This is a genomic window from Clostridium sp. chh4-2 (genome assembly GCF_002899675.1).
Classification (GTDB): domain Bacteria; phylum Bacillota; class Clostridia; order Lachnospirales; family Lachnospiraceae; genus CHH4-2.
The window spans coordinates 40,415-59,150 of the sequence record NZ_PKUU01000031.1 but is presented as its reverse complement, the minus strand read 5'-3'; the positions used below and the strand labels follow the sequence as shown (position 1 = coordinate 59,150).

At 46.6% G+C, this 18,736-nt stretch carries 15 protein-coding genes; all 15 read left to right on the top strand.

The window, feature by feature from the left end:
- Positions 1-304: 304 nt before the first annotated feature.
- The 15 genes from C0033_RS24205 (at position 305) to C0033_RS24135 (ending at position 18,732) form a co-directional block, all read left to right on the top strand.
- Positions 305-1,471, top strand: coding sequence for an isocitrate/isopropylmalate family dehydrogenase (locus C0033_RS24205; RefSeq protein ID WP_103230418.1), 1,167 nt, complete (start codon positions 305-307; stop codon positions 1,469-1,471).
- A 297-nt stretch (positions 1,472-1,768) separates the two neighbouring features.
- Complete coding sequence (locus C0033_RS24200) at positions 1,769-2,488, top strand: DUF5131 family protein (protein WP_103230417.1); 720 nt, start codon at positions 1,769-1,771, stop codon at positions 2,486-2,488.
- A 155-nt stretch (positions 2,489-2,643) separates the two neighbouring features.
- A complete protein-coding gene (locus C0033_RS24195; protein ID WP_180994882.1) occupies positions 2,644-3,573 on the top strand; it encodes a glycoside hydrolase family 25 protein in 930 nt (309 codons plus the stop codon).
- A 39-nt stretch (positions 3,574-3,612) separates the two neighbouring features.
- Entirely contained in the window at positions 3,613-5,046 is a 1,434-nt protein-coding gene (locus tag C0033_RS24190) for a S8 family peptidase (protein ID WP_103230415.1), read from the top strand.
- A gap of 497 nt (positions 5,047-5,543) precedes the next feature.
- Complete coding sequence (locus tag C0033_RS24185) at positions 5,544-7,253, top strand: histidine kinase (protein WP_103230414.1); 1,710 nt, start codon at positions 5,544-5,546, stop codon at positions 7,251-7,253.
- Positions 7,250-8,005 carry a response regulator gene (locus C0033_RS24180; protein WP_103230413.1) on the top strand — a complete coding sequence of 252 codons (756 nt, stop codon included), beginning with the start codon at positions 7,250-7,252 and terminating at the stop codon, positions 8,003-8,005. The genes C0033_RS24185 and C0033_RS24180 overlap by 4 nt, the downstream gene beginning before the upstream one ends.
- 111 nt (positions 8,006-8,116) lie before the next feature.
- Positions 8,117-9,376 (top strand): extracellular solute-binding protein, encoded by a 1,260-nt coding sequence (locus C0033_RS24175; protein ID WP_103230412.1) that lies wholly within the window; start codon positions 8,117-8,119, stop codon positions 9,374-9,376.
- Between the two features lie 114 nt (positions 9,377-9,490).
- A complete protein-coding gene (locus C0033_RS24170; RefSeq protein WP_103230411.1) occupies positions 9,491-11,287 on the top strand; it encodes an iron ABC transporter permease in 1,797 nt (598 codons plus the stop codon).
- 1 nt (position 11,288) lies between these two features.
- Complete coding sequence (locus C0033_RS24165; RefSeq protein ID WP_103230410.1) at positions 11,289-12,404, top strand: ABC transporter ATP-binding protein; 1,116 nt, start codon at positions 11,289-11,291, stop codon at positions 12,402-12,404.
- A 189-nt stretch (positions 12,405-12,593) separates the two neighbouring features.
- On the top strand, positions 12,594-13,043 hold the full coding sequence (bilQ, locus tag C0033_RS24160; protein ID WP_103230409.1) for a bilirubin utilization transcriptional regulator BilQ: 450 nt from the start codon (positions 12,594-12,596) through the stop codon (positions 13,041-13,043).
- Complete coding sequence (bilR, locus tag C0033_RS24155) at positions 13,015-14,127, top strand: bilirubin reductase (protein ID WP_103230408.1); 1,113 nt, start codon at positions 13,015-13,017, stop codon at positions 14,125-14,127. Before bilQ ends, bilR begins: the two co-directional genes overlap by 29 nt.
- Positions 14,124-14,666, top strand: coding sequence for a flavodoxin family protein BilS (gene bilS, locus C0033_RS24150; protein WP_103230407.1), 543 nt, complete (start codon positions 14,124-14,126; stop codon positions 14,664-14,666). The genes bilR and bilS overlap by 4 nt, the downstream gene beginning before the upstream one ends.
- A 20-nt stretch (positions 14,667-14,686) precedes the next feature.
- Entirely contained in the window at positions 14,687-15,655 is a 969-nt protein-coding gene (locus tag C0033_RS24145) for a tRNA-dihydrouridine synthase family protein (protein WP_103230406.1), read from the top strand.
- A 178-nt stretch (positions 15,656-15,833) separates the two neighbouring features.
- Entirely contained in the window at positions 15,834-16,820 is a 987-nt protein-coding gene (locus C0033_RS24140) for a diaminopimelate dehydrogenase (protein WP_103230405.1), read from the top strand.
- 205 nt (positions 16,821-17,025) lie between these two features.
- The gene (locus C0033_RS24135; protein ID WP_103230404.1) at positions 17,026-18,732 is read left to right on the top strand and encodes a sensor domain-containing diguanylate cyclase; all 1,707 of its coding nucleotides are present in this window, start codon (positions 17,026-17,028) and stop codon (positions 18,730-18,732) included.
- Positions 18,733-18,736 lie beyond the last annotated feature (4 nt).

Genomic DNA, 18,736 nt, shown 5'->3' with positions numbered 1-18,736 from the left:
GTGAAGTCATAAGGAGTTCACTGCGAATGGGCGCGGTCCTGTCTCTTTTTGTCCTTGCGGGTCTTAGTACATCTTAGGGGCGAATCCCGAATCCCATTTCGCCGATTACTTCCGCCGCCTGCCTGGGTTTCCCCTTCTTTCCGGCGTACCTTAGCCAGTTAAATAAAGATTTTGCGACAGAATACAGTAAAATGCATTTTGACTATAATGGATACGACTAAAATAGTATTTTACCTATGAATAAAAAGAATATATAATTTAAATAAAGAAGCAAATCGGAAAGTATTTTGAAGGAGGAGTAAGGATGAACAGCGTTGATGTGGCAAAGGAAAAATTTGGGGAATTAATTCAGTCGGAGTTTGAGCGGATCGAGAGAATGAAAGCGGATAATACGATAAAAGATTTTTCGAAATCAGACCGGATTGTGGTGGGCGTGATGCCTGGAGATGGGATTGGGCCGTTGATTATGAAGCAGGCGCTTCGGGTGATGGAAGTGCTGATGAAGCCGGAACTGGAAAGCGGAAAAATAGAGGTTCGCCAGATTGAAGGGATGACCATTGAAAACAGGGCGGCTTTGACGCAGAGTCTGCCGGAAGATGTTTTTGAGGAAGTGAAGCAGTGCGACGTATTGTTAAAGGGTCCTATGGTGACGCCGAGAGCAGGAGATCCGTGGCCGAATCTGGTAAGCGCCAACAGTCTGCTGAGAAGAGGACTGGAATTATTTGCGGCGGTGCGCCCTATCCGAATTCCTGATAAAGGCATTGACTGGACATTTTTCCGTGAAAATATTGAAGGAGAGTATATCTGGGGCAATAAAGGAATCCAGGTCAATGAAGATCTGGCTGTGGATTTTAAAGTGCAGACAAAGCAGGGCAGTGAACGGATCGCCCGCGCGGCTTTTGACTTCGCAAGAAAAAATGGAAAAAAGAATGTGACCATCGTTACAAAGGCCAATATTGTGAAACTGGCGGATGGAAACTTTATCAAAGCGGTCAGGGAAGTTGGAAAAGAATATCCGGAAATTGAGATACAGGAACGCCTGGTGGACGCCATGTGCGCAAAAATGCTGGATCCCGATTTCAATGCCGGAATCGAAGTGATCGTGCTTCCAAATCTGTATGGTGATATCGTAACCGACGTGGCGGCTGAGCACCAGGGAGGCCTTGGCACCGCTTCTTCTTCCAATATCGGAAACAGATATGCAATGTTTGAAGCCATTCACGGCACAGCTCCCTATTTGATGAGCCATGGACGGGGCGAGTATGCAGATCCATGCAGTCTGATCCGCGCGGTAGGCATGATGCTTGCCCATGTGGGATATGGAGACAGAAAAAAGGTGTTGGATGAAGCGCTGGATATCTGCACGATTTCGGAGAGAAAGGTAGTTTTAACTACATTTACAGAAGATGCCAGCACAGAGGAATTCACGAACTATTTAATCGATACAATTCTGAACATGCAGTCAGCCTAATTGACGGTGTAAGGGAATCTTATAGAAAAAAAGTAACTGTTCGGCGGGGACTGCGCATTTATTGTGCTGACCGCAATAAGACGTGGAAGAGCAGGCGAAAAACTAGGGCAGGAACTGTGAAATGATTATATATTGACATAATCATTTTGCAGTTCCTTTTTCTTTTTGAGTTCCAGTTTCTGATATAATAGGGTGTAAGCGTATAAAATTATATTTTATGCTATTTCTCTATTGAAAAATGTACCGCTATTATTTATAATAAAGAAAAAAGAACGTATGTTCGTAGGCGGTGAAGATATGGTAATTTGGAATCCCTGGCATGGCTGTACGAAGATCAGCCCCGGCTGTTTCAATTGTTATGTATACCGGCGTGATGCGGAATTTGGAAAAGACAGCAGAATTGTATCCAAAACAACCAGTTTTTCTCTTCCTGTAAAGAGAAGCAGAGGCGGTGAATATAAGATTCCCGGCGGGGAACGGGTATATGCCTGTATGACCTCTGATTTTTTTCTGGAAGAGGCTGATTCCTGGCGGGCAGAAGTCTGGGCGATGATAAAGGAACGTCAGGATTTGGAGTTCTGCATCATCACCAAGCGGATACACCGTTTTATGGCAAAGCTGCCGTCTGACTGGGAGAGCGGCTATGAGAATGTGACAATCTGCTGCACCGTTGAGAACCAAAACAGGGCGGATTACCGCCTTCCCATTTTTCTGGAACTTCCGATCCGCCACCGCACCATCATTCATGAGCCCATGCTGGAGGAAATCCACATAGAGCCATATCTGGCGTCCGGAAAGATTGAAGGGGTAACCTGCGGCGGCGAATCCGGGCCGGAGGCCAGACTCTGTGACTTTTCCTGGGTTCTGGAAACCATGAGACAGTGTATGGAAGCCGATGTTCCCTTCTATTTTAAGCAGACCGGAGCGAATTTCAAAAAGGGAAACAGGATTTACCGGATTGAGAGAAAAGACCAGATGATTCAGGCCGGAAAAGCCGGAATTAACTACAAGTGCTGAGTAAGATATTGTTAAGAAATATTAAGTTGACTTAAAGCAGGGGTAAAGTAGTAAACTGTAGATGAGTAAAACAGGAACTCGGTCACAGCAGTCTGCGGCCGAATAAAGGTTCAGAAAAGATTATGCCGTATTCGAACGGTAGAAATGAGGACAATATGAAAAAGATATCAGTATTAGCTGCGTCTGCGCTCATTACGGCCATATGCGCAGTGACGCCTCTGACAGCTTTTGGGGCGGAGCCATGGACCATGGAAAACGGACAGTATGTGGACGCATCAGGCGCGCCCATAGAAGGGGCGGTGGCTAAAGGAATAACGGTTACCAAATACCAGAACAGAGCCAATAAAGACACCGGAATTGACTGGGCAAAGGTCAGAGAGGACGGAGTCTCTTTTGCGATGGTACGTTTAGGCTATCTGAATGATCAGGACCCTTATTTTGGAATCAACATGCAGGAGGCGTCCGCCAACGGCCTGAAAACCGGAGTATTTTTCTATACCCAGGCCCTTGATGTGGCCACTGCGGAAGCGGAGGCCAGATACGTTTTGGAAGTGATCAAAGAGTATCCTGTTTCCTATCCTGTGGCATATGATGTGGAATCCCAGATTCTTCTGGATAATAATCTTACTAAGGAACAGATTGCGGATCAGATTAATGCATTTTGCAGGATTATCTCAGATGCCGGTTACCAGCCGGTTGTCTATGCCAATAATCTGTGGCTGACCCAGTATATCGACGCATCCCGTGTTCCTTATGAGATTTGGTATGCACGCTACGGCACCAATTATGCATATCCGAACCGCACCATCTGGCAGACTACAGATAAGGGGGAAGTAGACGGGATCGCCGGAGATGTGACCATCGAGCTGGCTTTCAAAGATTACGGCGCCGTCCTTCCTGCCGACGGCTGGAAGAACATTAACGGCAGATGGTATTACATGAAAAACTATGTAAAACAGACCGGATGGATTCAGGATCAGGATAAACAATATTACCTGGATTCCAACGGAACCATGATTCACGATACAACGATGGATGTTGACGGCGTATCCTATACTTTTGGTTCAGACGGTTCGGTACAATAGACCGGATAACGTGAGCAGGATACAGCAGTTGCGAATAGAATGCCAGAAAACAGCGGAGGCGGAATGAAGAGAAGAACGATTGTAATTTCCCTTATGTTCCTGTTGGGAATGCAGATAACGGCATGTGCAAACCGGCCGGGGCCGGCGGCAGAAATGGCTGCGGTTTTGGCAGATGGGCCAACAGCTGTCTGCCGGGCGGAATCTTATGGGCTCCTTGATGCCGGGCCACAAGAGTATTTCTACCGGATACAGGGCGCTTCTACCAATGATGCCTTATCCGGAGATCAATGGGCCCTGTCCAACGACGGCAGTTTTCGGATTGATGAAAGCGATGAGCGGTTTCCTGTGTTGTCGGTTCCTTTTGGCCAGGCAGAACCGGAATCCCGACCACAGAATGACGTGATTGCGGCGGCGGGCAGCGGATCAGCGTCTCAGATAATGGCAGCGGTAGGAATTGATATCAATATTGAAACCGCATGGAACCTTTTTGGTTCCGGCGGACGTGATGTTGTGGTTGCCCTGATCGACACGGGAGTGGACTACAGCCATGAAGACCTGGCCGGGGCGATATGGGTTAATCCGGGTGAGATACCGGGCAATGGAATTGATGATGACGGCAATGGCTATATTGACGATGTATTTGGCTGGAATTTCTACGATAATAATAATAACGTGCTGCCGGATGCCGAAGACGGGCACGGAACACACGGAGCAGGAACCATAGGTGCCGTTTCCAATAACGGTATCGGCATATCCGGCATAGTGCCGGGCGGCCGTGTTAAGATTATGGTGCTGAAAGCTTTGGGCGGATCGGAGGGCGGAGGAAAAAGTACAGGGCTTGTGGAGGCCATCCGGTATGCAGAAGCGAACGGAGCGGTGATCTGCAATCTGAGCCTGTCTTCTGATGAGTCAGACCCGGCGGTCTATCAGGCGATCGGTAATTCCGATATGCTGTTCGTCGTATCCGCAGGCAATGGGAGCGATCAGATCAACCCGGGCCGGGATATTGATATCCAGCCAAGTTATCCGGCGTCTTATTCTTTGGATAACATTATTTCAGTGGCTAATTTGAGATTTGACGGCAATCTTTATCCGGGTTCCAATTATGGGGCTTCGGGAGTGGATTTAGCTGCGCCGGGAACTTTTATCCTCAGCACCATACCGGGCAACAGCTACGGATATATGACCGGGACTTCTATGGCTGCTCCTATGGTGACTGCAGCGGCGGCCATGGTGTACTCTCATTATCCGGATATCACTTTGGCGGATGTGAAGGAGATTCTGCTTTCTACCGCACGTCCGCTGAACAGCCTGGCGGGCCGGACGCTGACCGGAGGAATGCTGGATGCGGGTGCGGCATTGTCTTTTGATACAGGAAGGCTGTCCGGAATGAGATGGTCACGGATCGGATATGCCCCGGAGATGGAGATCCATTTGGATAACCAGGGAAGCGGGTCTTATCTGGTTGTATAACGGCAGAACAGTTCTCAGGCGGAAGCGGAGGAACATCCCTCAGCCCGGATGAGAATGGGATGATATGGCTTCCGGTCCCCGGAACGGGCAGTTTTACATTCTATGCCAGAGATTACGCAGGCAATGAATCTGTAAAAACGGTGACCCTATATGATTCAGCAAACTGAGCGGGGATTCCCCCGCCTCTAGTAGGTGGAGGCATGAATCGCCAAAAACAAACTTAGAGGTACTTGGTCGGCAGAAACAGAAAAAGGCAGACAAATACTGAATTTCGAATCAGTATTTACCTGCCTTTTTCCGTTTCTGCCGGCCTTAGTACCTCTTAGGGTCGAAACTCGAATCCCTGATCTCTTATCATGTCCGCCGCCCGCCCGGGTTTCCCCTTCTTTCCGGCCTGCCTCAGTTAACTAAAAAGATATTGCCCATATGTTCGTAAATGGGTTATACTAAGGCCATATGTGAAAGGCAGAGCGGAATTGTCTGCGGTGGGGGAACGAATGAAAAAGGTTCAGTCAGTCAGGTCATTTAAGGAAAATTTGAAGAGGATGCTGCTTTTGTATTCTTTGGCGCCTGTGTTTCAGCTGATGGTGCTGTGTATTGCCATTGTTTTATGCGTGGGAAGTTTTTTTATTATCAGTAAAAGCAGAAATACGAATCAGGAAATCGTGCAAACGGTGGATTATACATTGGTATCTTATGATAAGCTGCTTCAGGATCTGGCTCAGACGCCGGATATTGTTGATCCGAAAACATCTACAACGAAAAGGCAGAAGATCATGCGCAAGCTTTATACCGTTTCCGTGGATACCGGGTATGAGGCGGAGCTATATGTGCTGGATGAGAATCACCGGATCTGTCTGAGGACGGGAGAGGAGGACCCTGACCGTTTAGAGAACGAGATCAATAAAAAATGGAAGGTATTGGACATTCTCGAAGAGGACCCGGATCAGACTGCAATTTACATAGCCGCTATGGGCAACGATAAAAAGATATATTTGGGACGAACTGTGAAGGAAGGACAGAGTACCCGGGGGTATGTGATTATCAGCATATCGAGGCCTGAATTTACGGCCCTGCTTTCCGGTTCTTTGCAGAAGAATATTCTTGTGGATAATACGGGCTGGGTTTTTGCCACCAGCAGCTACAGCTTTGTGGATGAAGTGGGAAGGCTGGCGAAGGATTTAAAAGGGAAAAAGGGCTTTTTTACCTATCGGGGAGGAAGTTATTATACGACGGTTAATGAGCTGTGGGGCGGAGCGCTGTCCGTCTATACGATTACGGATAATACGGATATCGTGGGTGTGCTGGTTGCGGTGCTGATTACCGGGTTCTTTGTGCTGTTTCTTGTGTTTTTTATCACATTTTCCAGCGCGGAGCGGATGGCGGTTAAGAGTACGGCCGACATCCGGGAGATCGACAAGGCATTTCAGAGCGTGACGGAAGGAAATCTGGACGCTTATCTGGATATTCGGAGCAGTACGGAATTTGAAAATATCGGAAAATGTTATAATGAGATGCTGGACAGCTTAAAGCGGCAGATTGAAGCCAACAGGGAATTGGCGGAGACGGTGGCCTATGCCCATGTAAAACAGCTGGAATCCCAGTTTAATTCCCATTTTCTGTTCAATACACTGGATAATATCCGGTTTATGTGTAAAATCGATGCGGATTTAGCGGAGTTCATGACGGTATCCCTGTCGGAACTGCTGCGCTATAATACCAGCAATGCCAATGAAAAGGTGACTGTTGAAGAAGACCTGAAATATATCAGGATCTATCTGGAGATTATGAAAGTGCGTTTTTGTGAGAGGTTTGATTATCAGATCCGGATGGAAGAAGGGGTGGAGGAGTGCCTGATGCCCAAGCTTTTGCTCCAGCCTTTGATCGAAAATGCCATAAAGTATGGTTTTGGGACGAGAGAACATCTGAATGTGGAGGTTACGGCGGTTAAAAAGGACGGTATGGTGGTATTTGTCTGCCGGGATGACGGTGTGGGAATTGTTCCGGAGCTGTTGGAAAAACTGCGCCATAATCTGACCCTGTCCCAAAACGAAAGCTCCCATCTGGGAATGTATAACGTCCATAGGAGGATTCAGCTGATGTATGGGGAAGAGTACGGTATCTTGGTGGAGAGCGAAGACGGGGTTACCATTACGGTGAATTTGCCTTTCGAAGGCGGAATGAGTGAGGAAAAGGAGCAGCTATGATCAGGGTTGTGGTGGTAGAAGACGAATATTATGTGAGAAAGGGAATTATCCAGACATTTGACTGGAAGAGCCTGGACTGTGAGATCGTGGGGGAAGCATCCAATGGGAACCAGGGAGTTGAGGTCGTGGAGGAGATGAAGCCGGATCTGGTGATTGCGGATATTGAGATGCCGGTGGTCAACGGGATTGAGATGGTAAAGATGCTGAGGAGCAAACAGTGTAAGGCGGAATTTATATTTTTGACGGCTCACCAGAAGTTTACCTATGTTCACAGCGCCCTGAAGCTGGAAGCGGTGGACTACCTTTTAAAGCCGTTTCATTACAAGGATCTGGAAGAATGTATCAGGAAAGTGAAAATACGGCTTCATAAGGTCGACGAGGAAACGTCAAAAACCGTACTTCTTACGGATGAGGAAATACAGGCCGAAAATATCTATATAAAAAAGGCCATTGCTTATGTGAGAGAGCATTATGCCAAAGAAGTCATGGTTACTGACGTGGCGGAATATCTAAAGATCAGCGAAGCGTATTTTTGCAGGCTGTTTAAAAAGGAGACAGGGTATACGTTCGGACAGTATTTAACAAACTACCGGGTTCATGTGGCGGCGGGACTTCTGGTCAACTTTCCGATGAAGGTGAGCGAGGCTGCGGAACAGGTGGGATTTACGGACAGCAATTATTTCAGCACCATTTTTAAGAAAATCATGGAAATGTCGCCCAGTGAATACCAGGAGATCAAAAAAGTCTATTAAATAATGTCAAATATTTCAAGATGAATGTCAAAATACTCTATTAGCAGATATCATGAACTCCGCTATAATTAGAACTATCAAAGGGGTAATTAAAATAAGAGGAGGGGTTTTATGAAAACAGGTAAAAGAGTTTTGGCATGTGTTATGGCAGCGGCAATGATGTCTTCGATGGCAGCATGTGGTTCAAAGGATACGGGCGCAGGAACGGCGAAAGAGCCGGAAAAGACTACGGCTGCAGAGACCACAGAGGCAGCGAAAACGGAAACTTCCGCACAGGAGACAGAGGCGGCAAAAGGTGACGATATGACGCTGGAAGAGCTCATCGAGGCAGCACAGAATGAAGCGACTGCGGACGGAGCCGGAACCTTCATGGTATACGCGCCTACAAGCCGTATTTCCAAAGCGCTGGCTGCATTTACGGAAGAGTATGGCATTCAGGGCGAGTACTATAACGAAAGCGGCCAGGACCTGTATACAAAACTTACAACAGAGCTGGAAGCCAATACAAAGGACACCGCCGATGTGGTGCTCATGCAGGATTCTTACTTATTCCAGACTCAGCTTGTGGATTATGATTATGTGACAAATTATGTGCCGCCGTATTTGAAAGACAGCATCATAGCGGAAGACCAGGCGCCGCTGATCTGCTATTACTACAATAAACTGTTCATCTACAACAATACGGACGGATCAAAAGGAATTTCTAATATCTGGGAACTGACCGAAGATTCCTTTAAAGGAAAACTGTTTATGAAGGATATCAGCAAGGAATCCGTTAATAAAAACTTCCTTGCAATGCTCACCAGCGACGACTGGTCTGCAAAGATCGAAACCGCTTATAAAGACTTCTATGGCAAAGAGATTGAACTCGACGAGGACTGCCCGAATGCAGGCTATCAGTTCATCAAACAGATGCTTGCAAATGTAAAATTCGGTTCCGGCGACGGCGATATCGCAACAGAGCTGGCCGATGGTCTGGGCGGAAATATGGGACTGTTCGTATATTCCAAACTTCGTGATGACAGCGTAGCACAGGATAATCTTTCTGTAGCCGCTTATGCGGAGAAACAGCCGGAAGGCTTTTCAGGCTTCATGTATCCGATGTATCTGCAGATGGTTACAAACACAGACCGTCCTTACACATCAAAACTGTTTATCTATTTCTTAATGACAGAAGATGGCTTTAAGTCCGCATTCCAGACAAAAGATTCTGATATTGGTACTTATTCCACCAATGCCACAATCAAACCGTTAGAGGGCGACAAGGAACTGGTATTCTGGAAAGACTGTCTGGTAATTGAAGATCCTACCTATCTGCCTAAGGCTTATGCAGACGGTATTCTGGATTTCATCACTTACTGCACGCAGTAGACGGGCGGCAGAAAACATAGATTCAAGATGTAGGTGGAGGGCGCTGTAAAATCTTAATTTGGATGTGATTTTGCAGCGCTCTTTTTCTGACCAAACATCGGATAGGAGAGGGATATGAACAAGGTTTCGAATCGGGTAAAAGCATTTTTTTCAAAACCAGCCAACATCATATTAGTCCTTTTTTCCGTCATTCTGGTCTTGCTGACCTTGTATCCGCTGTGCGAACTGCTTCACCACACATTTATCGTACACGCCACGGATGCCACGGTTCTGCCCGGACTGAAAAAAGGGGAACTGACGCTTCAAAGCTGGAAAAAGTTACTGACCACCAGCACTCATAAATACAGCTATATCAATTTCTATAAACCGATGATGAACTCCATTCTGCTGGCATCGTTGTCCGCCATATTTGCACTGGTATTCGGCGGCACCGTAGCCTGGCTTGTGACAAGATCCAACTTAAAGGCAAAACGGTTCATCTCGACGGTTTTCATCTTTCCATATATAATGCCGTCCTGGACGCTGGCCCTTTTCTGGCTCAATATGTTTAAGAATCCGGGAATCGGAACCGGATCACCGGGATTTATCTACTCGCTGACAGGAATCTGCGCGCCGGAGTGGTTTGTCTATGGGCTTCTTCCCATGGTGATCGTGTCGGGTCTTCATTATGCGCCGTTCGCTTATATATTTATCGGTGGTATTCTGAGGAATATGGACGCCAATCTGGAAGAGGCGGCCACGATATTGAAGACGCCGAGAAGGAGAATCCTTTTAAGGATCACCCTTCCCATCGTAAAACCTGCGATTTTATCCACATTTCTGCTGGCATTTGCAAGCGTTATGGGATCTTATGCGGTTCCGATCTATTTGGGATCGCCGGTTAACTTTTATGTGCTGACCACCAAGATGAAGACATTGCAGAGCACGGCCATCGGCCAGGCGTATATTGTGGCATTGTTCATGGTAATTCTGGGCGCGTGCATCATGCTGGCAAACAGCGCGTTTACCGGTTCCAGAAAATCCTATACCACCATTACGGGGAAATCCTCACAGATCTCATTGGTGGATTTAAAAGCTGGAAAATATGTGATTTCAGGCGTTCTCTGTGCAATTTTGTTTTTCGTGTGCATCATGCCGCTGATTTCATTTGCATTGGAGTCCCTTATCATTAAATCAGGCGATTACAGCATGGCCAACATGACGCTGAATTATTGGATCGGAAAATCCGGGTCCGTGTCCACCACGGTGGGGGACAGCGGTATTTTACAAGATCCGTCCATCTGGTCTGCGATTAAGACATCGCTGAAGCTGTCTGTTATCTGCGCGCTGATCGCCGGTTCCTGCGGCGTTATTATCGGATACGCGGTTGTCAGAAGAAGAGGAAGCAAGCTGTCCAAATGGGTGAGCGGATTATCATTTTTCCCATATTTGATTCCTGCTATGGCATTTGGCGCCATTTATCTGGCAATTGCGTCCAACTTCTCCTTCCTTGCCAATTCCTTCACGATTCTGGTATTGGTTGGTTCTGTTAAGTATCTGCCGTTTGCGACAAAAGCCGGAACTAATTCCATGCTCCAATTGTCTGCGGAGATTGAGGAAGCGGCTACCATATTCGGTGTTTCCTGGTGGAAACGGATGACTAAGATCATCATTCCGATTCAGAAAACAAGCATTATATCGGGATTTTTACTTCCATTCGTGTCCTGTATGAGAGAACTGTCTCTGTTCGTCATGCTGGTCAGCTCAAAGACTCAGACACTGACCACGATGCTCATGACCTATAACGAAAAAGGAGCTTCCCAATATGGAAATGCCATTAACCTTCTGATTATATTGATCGTGTTAACCATTAATTTTACTGTAAACAAGGTTACAGGAGCTTCCATTGATAAAGGAGTAGGGGGAAATTAATATGCCGGAAATTATCTTAAAAAATATAAAAAAAGAATTTGGTAATAAATTTGTTGCGGTGGATGATCTGAACATGGTCATTGAAGACCGTTCGTTTATCACGCTGCTGGGCCCGTCCGGATGTGGGAAAACCACCACACTGAGGATGATAGCCGGCCTCGAAACTCCAACCCAGGGGCAGATTATGATAGACGGCGTAACGGTATTCGACGCGGAAAAGGGAATTAACCTTTCGCCGGATAAGCGCGATGTGGGATTTTTGTTCCAGAACTATGCGCTGTGGCCTCATATGACGGTTTATAAAAATATCTCATTCGGATTGGAAAATATGAAATGGCCCAAGGCCAAGATTGAGGAGCGGGTGAATGAACTGCTGGATATGCTGAAGATCCGCCAGTTTGTAGACCGGTATCCCAGCGAACTGTCCGGAGGGCAGCAGCAGAGGGTTGCCATTGCCCGTACACTGGCTCCGAAACCAAAGGTTTTGTTCATGGATGAGCCGCTTTCCAACCTGGATGCAAAACTGAGAGGGGAGATGAGAACGGAGTTAAAACGTCTTCATGTGGACACCAACTCCACGTTCATCTATGTAACCCATGACCAGTTAGAGGCCATGACGTTATCCACGAAAGTATGTCTGATGGAAACCGGCGTGCTGCAGCAGTTTGCGCCGCCGCTTGAGATTTACCGGAAGCCTCATAACCTGTTTGTGGCAGATTTTATGGGGAACCCGACCATGAACTTTATCCCGGCTGCCGTAAAATCATCCGCCGGTCGGGAGATGGATCTTGAATTTTATGGAATCCACGCCAGATATGTATCGGAAGAACCGTTATCCGGTGATGCAAAAGAAGTGATTTTGGGCATACGTCCGGAACATATTGCGATTCTCGACGAGGGAAAAATCGCTGCCACCGCATATGCCACCCTTCCAACGGGAATGGAAACCACGGTTCGGGTGATGCTGGACGGAGAACTGCTGTCGGCTGTCGTATTCGGAAGCATTGATTATCCGGTGGATCACCCAATCAAAATCGATTTTACGGGAAATGATATCGTGCTGTTCGATAAGGCGTCTTCCAACCGGATTGGAATTGGAAAATTAATTATCCAATAGTTTGATTTATTGGCTAAAAAGACGCCTGGAAGAAGGCGGCCGGGAAGAGAGCCGGAGAGGCTGTATAGAGGGAATCAGATCCCTCGATGCAGCCTTTCCGGCTCTTTTTTTCCTTTTGATTGGTATATACTTGACAAAGTCAAATAATAAGAATATACTTGACTAAATCAAGTATATGGAGGAGAAACGATGCATCAAACATTATCCTTTTACGCATTGGTATTTGAAAAAGATTTTACGGCTTTTTGTAATCAGAAACTGCAGGAAATCGGGCTGACCCAAGGGCTTTTATATTTTATTATTTATATTGGCAAGCATCCGGGATGTACGGCGGGTACGCTGATTAAAGACCTGCGTATGGACTGGGGACATGTCCAGCGTTCCATTGATAAGCTGGCAGCAGACGGTTTTATCGATAAGAAGAGGAATGAAGAGGACCGAAGGGCATACAGCCTGTCGCTTACAGCTAAAGGGGATCAGGCATTTCTCATAAGTCATCAGGTGTTTTCCGATTGGGATGCAAAGGTGCTGGGGAAGCTGTCTGATATAGAAAAAGACCGGTTATTTGAACTGTTGGAAAAACTGGTTGACCGCAAAGGAGAATACATCAGTGTACGAGATGATAAAAAGTCCGATTGAGCTTGGGACAGTCACATTAAAAAACCGAATTATTTTCGCTCCCACAACCATGGGACTGCCGCGGGAAAAATACTTTGAAAAGATCGGAAAAATAGCTGCGGGCGGCTGTGCCATGATCATCATAGGAGACGTGCCGGCGGGCAAGACCAGCCACGGATATTCGCTGTACAGCAAAAAAGGATTTGCATATTACCAGGAACTGGTTTCCATTGCACATAAGCGGGGGTGTAAAATCTGCGCCCAGCTTCATCAGTCGGATTCCGATATCAAATCCATGCTGAAATATATTCCCGGCGTATTGAGTAAAAAAATATCAATGGAAGATTTGCGGCCCCTTCTTAACAAGCAGGTCGGTCCCTACATCAGCGGTCTTTCCCAATCTAAGGTGAAAAAGATCACTTCATCTTTTGGCGAAGCGGCGGTTTTGGCCCAAAAGGCAGGATTCGACATGGTCCAGGTACATGGGGACCGGATGTGCGGAAGCTTCAGTTCTTCTATTTTCAACAGCAGGACTGACGAATACGGAAAAACACCGGAAAACCGTGCCCGTTTTGCTGTAGAAGCTGTTTCTGCCATCAGGAAGAGGCTGCCCGGCTATCCGATTGATTATAAACTTGCGGTCCGGCAGGAAAATCCTCATTATGGCAATGCCGGCATTTTAAAAGAGGAGCTTCCGGTATTTATTCCTCTTTTAGAGAAGGCGGGAGTTACCAGCTTTCATGTGGCTCTGGCCAATCATTCCCAGTTGTCTGATACGATTCCGGCGGCGGACCATCCCTGCTTTTCAGAAGAGGGATGTTTCCTCAATTATTGTGATAAGGTCCGCGGTCTGACCAAACTGCAGGTCTGCGGAGTGGGCGGTTTGACAGATCCTGATTTTGTGGAGGAGCAGCTTAAACAGGGCAGAATCGACTGCGCTGCCATGAGCCGTCAGCTGATTGCCGATCCGGAATGGGTAGAAAAGATTATTTCCGGAAAAACCACGGAAATCCGCCGCTGTGTGCGGTGCAACCGAAAATGCTTGGGTGGGATTTTAAAACATCAGGGCGTCCAATGCATTTATGATAAGGAGGAGAAATCATGAAATATTCCATTACATACAGCAGCCGGACCGGCAATACAGAGCGGCTGGCAGAAGCATTGAGAGAAATGCTTTCTGAGGAAACACGAATCTATTTTGGCCCATTGGACGATACGGCATCCCATGCGGATATGATATTTGTCGGTTTTTGGACGGATAAAGGCTCCTGTGATGAGGATGTAAAACTTTTTTTGAAGAAATTAAAATGTAAAACCGTATTTTTGTTTGGAACGTCTGGTTTTGGCGGCAGTGAAGAATATTTTTCTAAAATAATGAACAGCGTCAGGAGTAATCTGGACGGGTCAAACTGCATAGCGGGCAGTTTTATGTGCCAGGGGAGGATGCCGGAATCGGTTCTTAGACGTTATGAAAAGATGCTTTCAGAAGCTTCCGATCCCGCCCGCATTCGGAACATGATTGATAATTTTCACAAAGCATCGGCACATCCGGATTCCGGTGATTTAGAACGATTGAAAGCAGAGGCTCAATCCGCTTTTTCTTGTCAACTGAAAAAAGGCGTGGTAGAATTACAGGAAAAATAAACGAGAGGAATTTCTGCCCCATGAACTACTATTTAGCGCCTATGGAAGGGATAACCGGATATATTTACCGGAATGCCCACCATAACATTTTCGGCAGGATGGACAAATATTTTTCACCTTTCATTACACCGAACCAGAAGAAGAAATTCTCATCCAAGGAAATCAACGACATCCTTCCTGAACATAACCAAAACATCCCTTTGGTGCCGCAGATTCTCACCAATAATGCGGAGGATTTTATCTGGGCGGCTTTAGAATTTAAAAATCTGGGTTACGAAGAGGTGAATCTGAATCTTGGATGCCCGTCGGGAACCGTGGTGGCGAAGAAAAAGGGCAGCGGCTTTCTGGCATTTCCTGAAAAACTGGACCTTTTTCTTGACCAGGTTTTTGCTTCTTTGGATATGCGCATCTCCATAAAGACCAGGATTGGAAAAACCGATCCGGATGAATTCTATGAACTCATAGAAATTTATAACAAATATCCTCTGGCGGAACTAATCATTCACCCCAGGATTCAGATGGATTATTATAAGAACACGCCCAATCTTGAAGTTTTTAAGGACGCCCTGAAACTGGGGAAATGTCCCATTTGTTATAACGGCGATCTCTTTTGCCCGGACAAAGTGGAAGAATTTTCCCAATGCTGTCCTCAGGTGGAGACGGTAATGCTGGGCCGCGGGGTGATCGCAAACCCGGGAATCATTTCTCAGATAAAGGAGAACCTTCCGCCGGATAAAGAAAAATTGAGAGCCTTTCACGATGAAATCTATCATGGATATCAAAAAATCATGCAGGGCGAGCGGAATCCTCTGTTCCGCATGAAAGAACTGTGGTTTTATATGGGCACAACATTTTCCAATCCGGACAAATATCTGAAAAAAATAAAAAAATCAGAGCGTTTCTGCGATTATGAAGCGGCGGTTTCCAGCCTGTTCCGGGAACAGGTTTTGCTGCCGGAAGCCGGTTATTCTGTCCGTTCCGGCAGCTGACCGGGGAAAATACTGAAAATCCGGGTGAATTTTTATTTGCCATCTGTTTTCAATTATTGTATAATCAAAAAAATTATGTATTTTATACATAGATAAACAGCAGCTGTTTAACAGGTCTGCGCATTTGCTGCGCTGACCGTAATCAAACTTGAAAAATAAATGAAAGGGAATGATAACTATGACAATCAGAATTGGTATTTTAGGATATGGAAACCTTGGAAAAGGCGTGGAATGTGCGGTGAAGCATAATCCGGATATGGAAGTGACAGCAATATTTACCAGACGTGATCCCAAGAGCCTTAAAATACTCACACCGGGAGCAGGCGTGTATTCGGTGGATGAGGCTGCGGCGAAAAAGGATGATATTGATGTTCTGATTTTATGCGGAGGAAGTGCGACGGATCTTCCGGTTCAGACCCCTGAATTTGCGAAATATTTTAATGTGATAGACAGTTTCGATACCCATGCCAAGATTCCGGAGCACTTTGAAGCGGTGGACGCTGCGGCTAAGGCAAGCGGCCATGTGGGAATTATTTCCGTGGGCTGGGACCCGGGTATGTTCTCTTTAAACAGACTGTACGCCAATGCGGTTCTTCCGGGCGGACATGATTACACGTTTTGGGGAAGAGGAGTGAGCCAGGGCCATTCAGACGCAATCCGCCGGATCGAGGGCGTTAAGGATGCAAGACAGTATACCGTGCCTGTTGAGAGCGCATTGAGCGCAGTCCGCAGCGGCAGCAATCCGGAACTGACAACCAGAGATAAGCACACGAGAGAGTGTTTTGTGGTGGCGGAGGAAGGCGCTGATTTAAAGAAGATCGAAGAAGAGATCGTCACTATGCCCAATTACTTTGCCGATTATGACACCACCGTTCATTTTATCAGTGAAGAAGAACTGGTGAGAGACCATGCGGGGATTCCTCACGGAGGTTTTGTCATCCGCACGGGAAAGACCGGATGGAATGATGAACATAATCATGTGATTGAATACAGCCTGAAGCTGGATTCCAATCCTGAATTCACGTCCTCTGTGATCGTGGCTTATGCGAGAGCAGCTTACCGTCTGAGCAAAGAAGGACAAACTGGCTGTAAAACGGTATTCGATATTGCTCCCGCTTATTTAAGCGCGCTGGACGGAGCGGAGATTCGGAAGCATCTGCTGTAAAATTATGATTTTTAGGAAGGGGACGCACGGAAAGAAATCAGGGAAGGGAAGCCGCCGGATTCCATTTCTGCGCTGTCTTTGGCTGGCTAAGTTAAAAACATCTAAAGAAGGAAACTGAGGATTCTTGGTTTCCTTTTTTATATCACGGAAAAGAACTGAGTATAATTAGAATAGGACATCTCAAATGGGAAGAGGGTGGGGATAGATGGGGTTATCAGTATTGGAACATTACAAGAACATACTTGATTTAGTGCCCTGCGGTATCTGCCAGGTTGCGCTGGATGAGGATCTTACTATCTTGTATGCAAACAGGTTATATTATGACATCTATGGATATACTGCGGAAAATGCATCTGAAAAGGGGTTTAAAAATGCCAGATTCATTCTGCCGGAGTCGGAATATCAAGGCATCTATCAAGCAGTAATGGGACATGTGGAGCAGGAGGACAGAAATTTCCAATTGGAATACCGGGGGGTACACAGTTCGGGAAAACTTCTGTGGCTTTTGGTTCAGTGTTCCTATGATCCGTTAAAGCCGGACACCATGCTCTGTGCTCTGGTGGATATTGCGGACCGGAAACGGATGGAAGAGGAACTTCGCATCAGTATGGAGGAAAGCCGGATCGCATTCGAACTGACCGATAAAATTATGTATGTATTTGAAGTGGCGGAGAGAAGGCTGCATCAACCGGAGGATACGGCGGAAGAATTCGGTCTGCCGACTGTCTCAGAGAATGTGCCGTACAGCGTGGCAGAATCCGGCGCCATTGATGAGACGAGCAGAAAAGCCTATATTGATTTTTACGAATCCATCATGCGGGGGGAACCAAAAGGCAATGCAGTGGTAAAAAAACGGAGAAAGGATGGGTCTATCTGCTGGCATGCGGCCAGATTTTACACCATATTCGACGGAGAAGGAAGGCCCAGGCGGGCGATTATTTCCTGTGAAAATATTACGGAACAGCGTGAAAAAGAGCTGGCTTACCAGAAATGGAGTCAGCATTTTAAAACACAAGAAGGTAAAACCATTGGTTACTATGAGTATAACCTAACCCGGAATGCGGTGGAGGAGGGGGTAGGGGACGAACCTCCGGAATATCTCAAGCCACTGAAGAAATATACGCAGATTGTGCGTTATATTGCAAAACATTTTGTATATGAAGGGGACAGGGAGCGGTTTTATCACTTTTTCAACAGGGAAAAGCTTCTGACCCGGTATTATGACGGGCAGAGAGGCGGAACTTTGGATTATCTCAGGAAAAGAAAGGATGGGAGCCTTTACTGGGTGCGCGCCACGGTCCAGCTCATCGCAGATCCCTATAACAGTGATGTCAGGCTTTTTATGATGACTTTGGATATCGACAGCGAAAAAAGGGAAAATCTGCGCCTGTATCAGCAGCTTGAGCAGGACAGGATGACAGGAATCCTCAACCGGGGAACCTTTGTCTCCAGGGTTACGGATATATTGGAACATAGCGCGGAGACAAAGCAGCACGCCCTTATTATGATTGATATCGATCAGTTTAAGAAACATAATGATAGCTATGGCCATCAGTTCGGCGATCAGGTGATCCGGGAAACAGCCCAGATCTTGAAAGGCTTTTTGAGAAAAAGCGACCTTTGCGGGCGGATGGGCGGAGATGAATTCATGGTATTTCTCTACGATATTTCATCGGAGACCGAAGTTGTTCCCAGAATCGCGGCGCTCTGCGGCCTGCTGAAGAGGGAATATACTGAAAAGGGAGAGGTATCCTGCAGTCTGGGCGTGGTTTTCTGCCCCCACGACGGAATGGAATTTAACGAACTCTACCACAATGCTGATATAGCCCTTTACGAAGCAAAGCGCGCAGGACGGGCGAATTACAAGATATTCGGGTTGGAACCGGATGAAAATAATACTCCGGCACAATGAAAAA

Excerpts from the sequence above, each read along its gene's own strand:
- C0033_RS24205 (WP_103230418.1), top strand. The coding sequence starts at position 305 with ATGAACAGCGTTGATGTGGCAAAGGAAAAATTTGGGGAATTAATTCAG.
- C0033_RS24200 (WP_103230417.1), top strand. The coding sequence starts at position 1,769 with ATGGTAATTTGGAATCCCTGGCATGGCTGTACGAAGATCAGCCCCGGC.
- C0033_RS24195 (WP_180994882.1), top strand. The coding sequence starts at position 2,644 with ATGAAAAAGATATCAGTATTAGCTGCGTCTGCGCTCATTACGGCCATA.
- C0033_RS24190 (WP_103230415.1), top strand. The coding sequence starts at position 3,613 with ATGCCAGAAAACAGCGGAGGCGGAATGAAGAGAAGAACGATTGTAATT.
- C0033_RS24185 (WP_103230414.1), top strand. The coding sequence starts at position 5,544 with ATGAAAAAGGTTCAGTCAGTCAGGTCATTTAAGGAAAATTTGAAGAGG.
- C0033_RS24180 (WP_103230413.1), top strand. The coding sequence starts at position 7,250 with ATGATCAGGGTTGTGGTGGTAGAAGACGAATATTATGTGAGAAAGGGA.
- C0033_RS24175 (WP_103230412.1), top strand. The coding sequence starts at position 8,117 with ATGAAAACAGGTAAAAGAGTTTTGGCATGTGTTATGGCAGCGGCAATG.
- C0033_RS24170 (WP_103230411.1), top strand. The coding sequence starts at position 9,491 with ATGAACAAGGTTTCGAATCGGGTAAAAGCATTTTTTTCAAAACCAGCC.
- C0033_RS24165 (WP_103230410.1), top strand. The coding sequence starts at position 11,289 with ATGCCGGAAATTATCTTAAAAAATATAAAAAAAGAATTTGGTAATAAA.
- bilQ (WP_103230409.1), top strand. The coding sequence starts at position 12,594 with ATGCATCAAACATTATCCTTTTACGCATTGGTATTTGAAAAAGATTTT.
- bilS (WP_103230407.1), top strand. The coding sequence starts at position 14,124 with ATGAAATATTCCATTACATACAGCAGCCGGACCGGCAATACAGAGCGG.
- C0033_RS24145 (WP_103230406.1), top strand. The coding sequence starts at position 14,687 with ATGAACTACTATTTAGCGCCTATGGAAGGGATAACCGGATATATTTAC.
- C0033_RS24140 (WP_103230405.1), top strand. The coding sequence starts at position 15,834 with ATGACAATCAGAATTGGTATTTTAGGATATGGAAACCTTGGAAAAGGC.
- C0033_RS24135 (WP_103230404.1), top strand. The coding sequence starts at position 17,026 with ATGGGGTTATCAGTATTGGAACATTACAAGAACATACTTGATTTAGTG.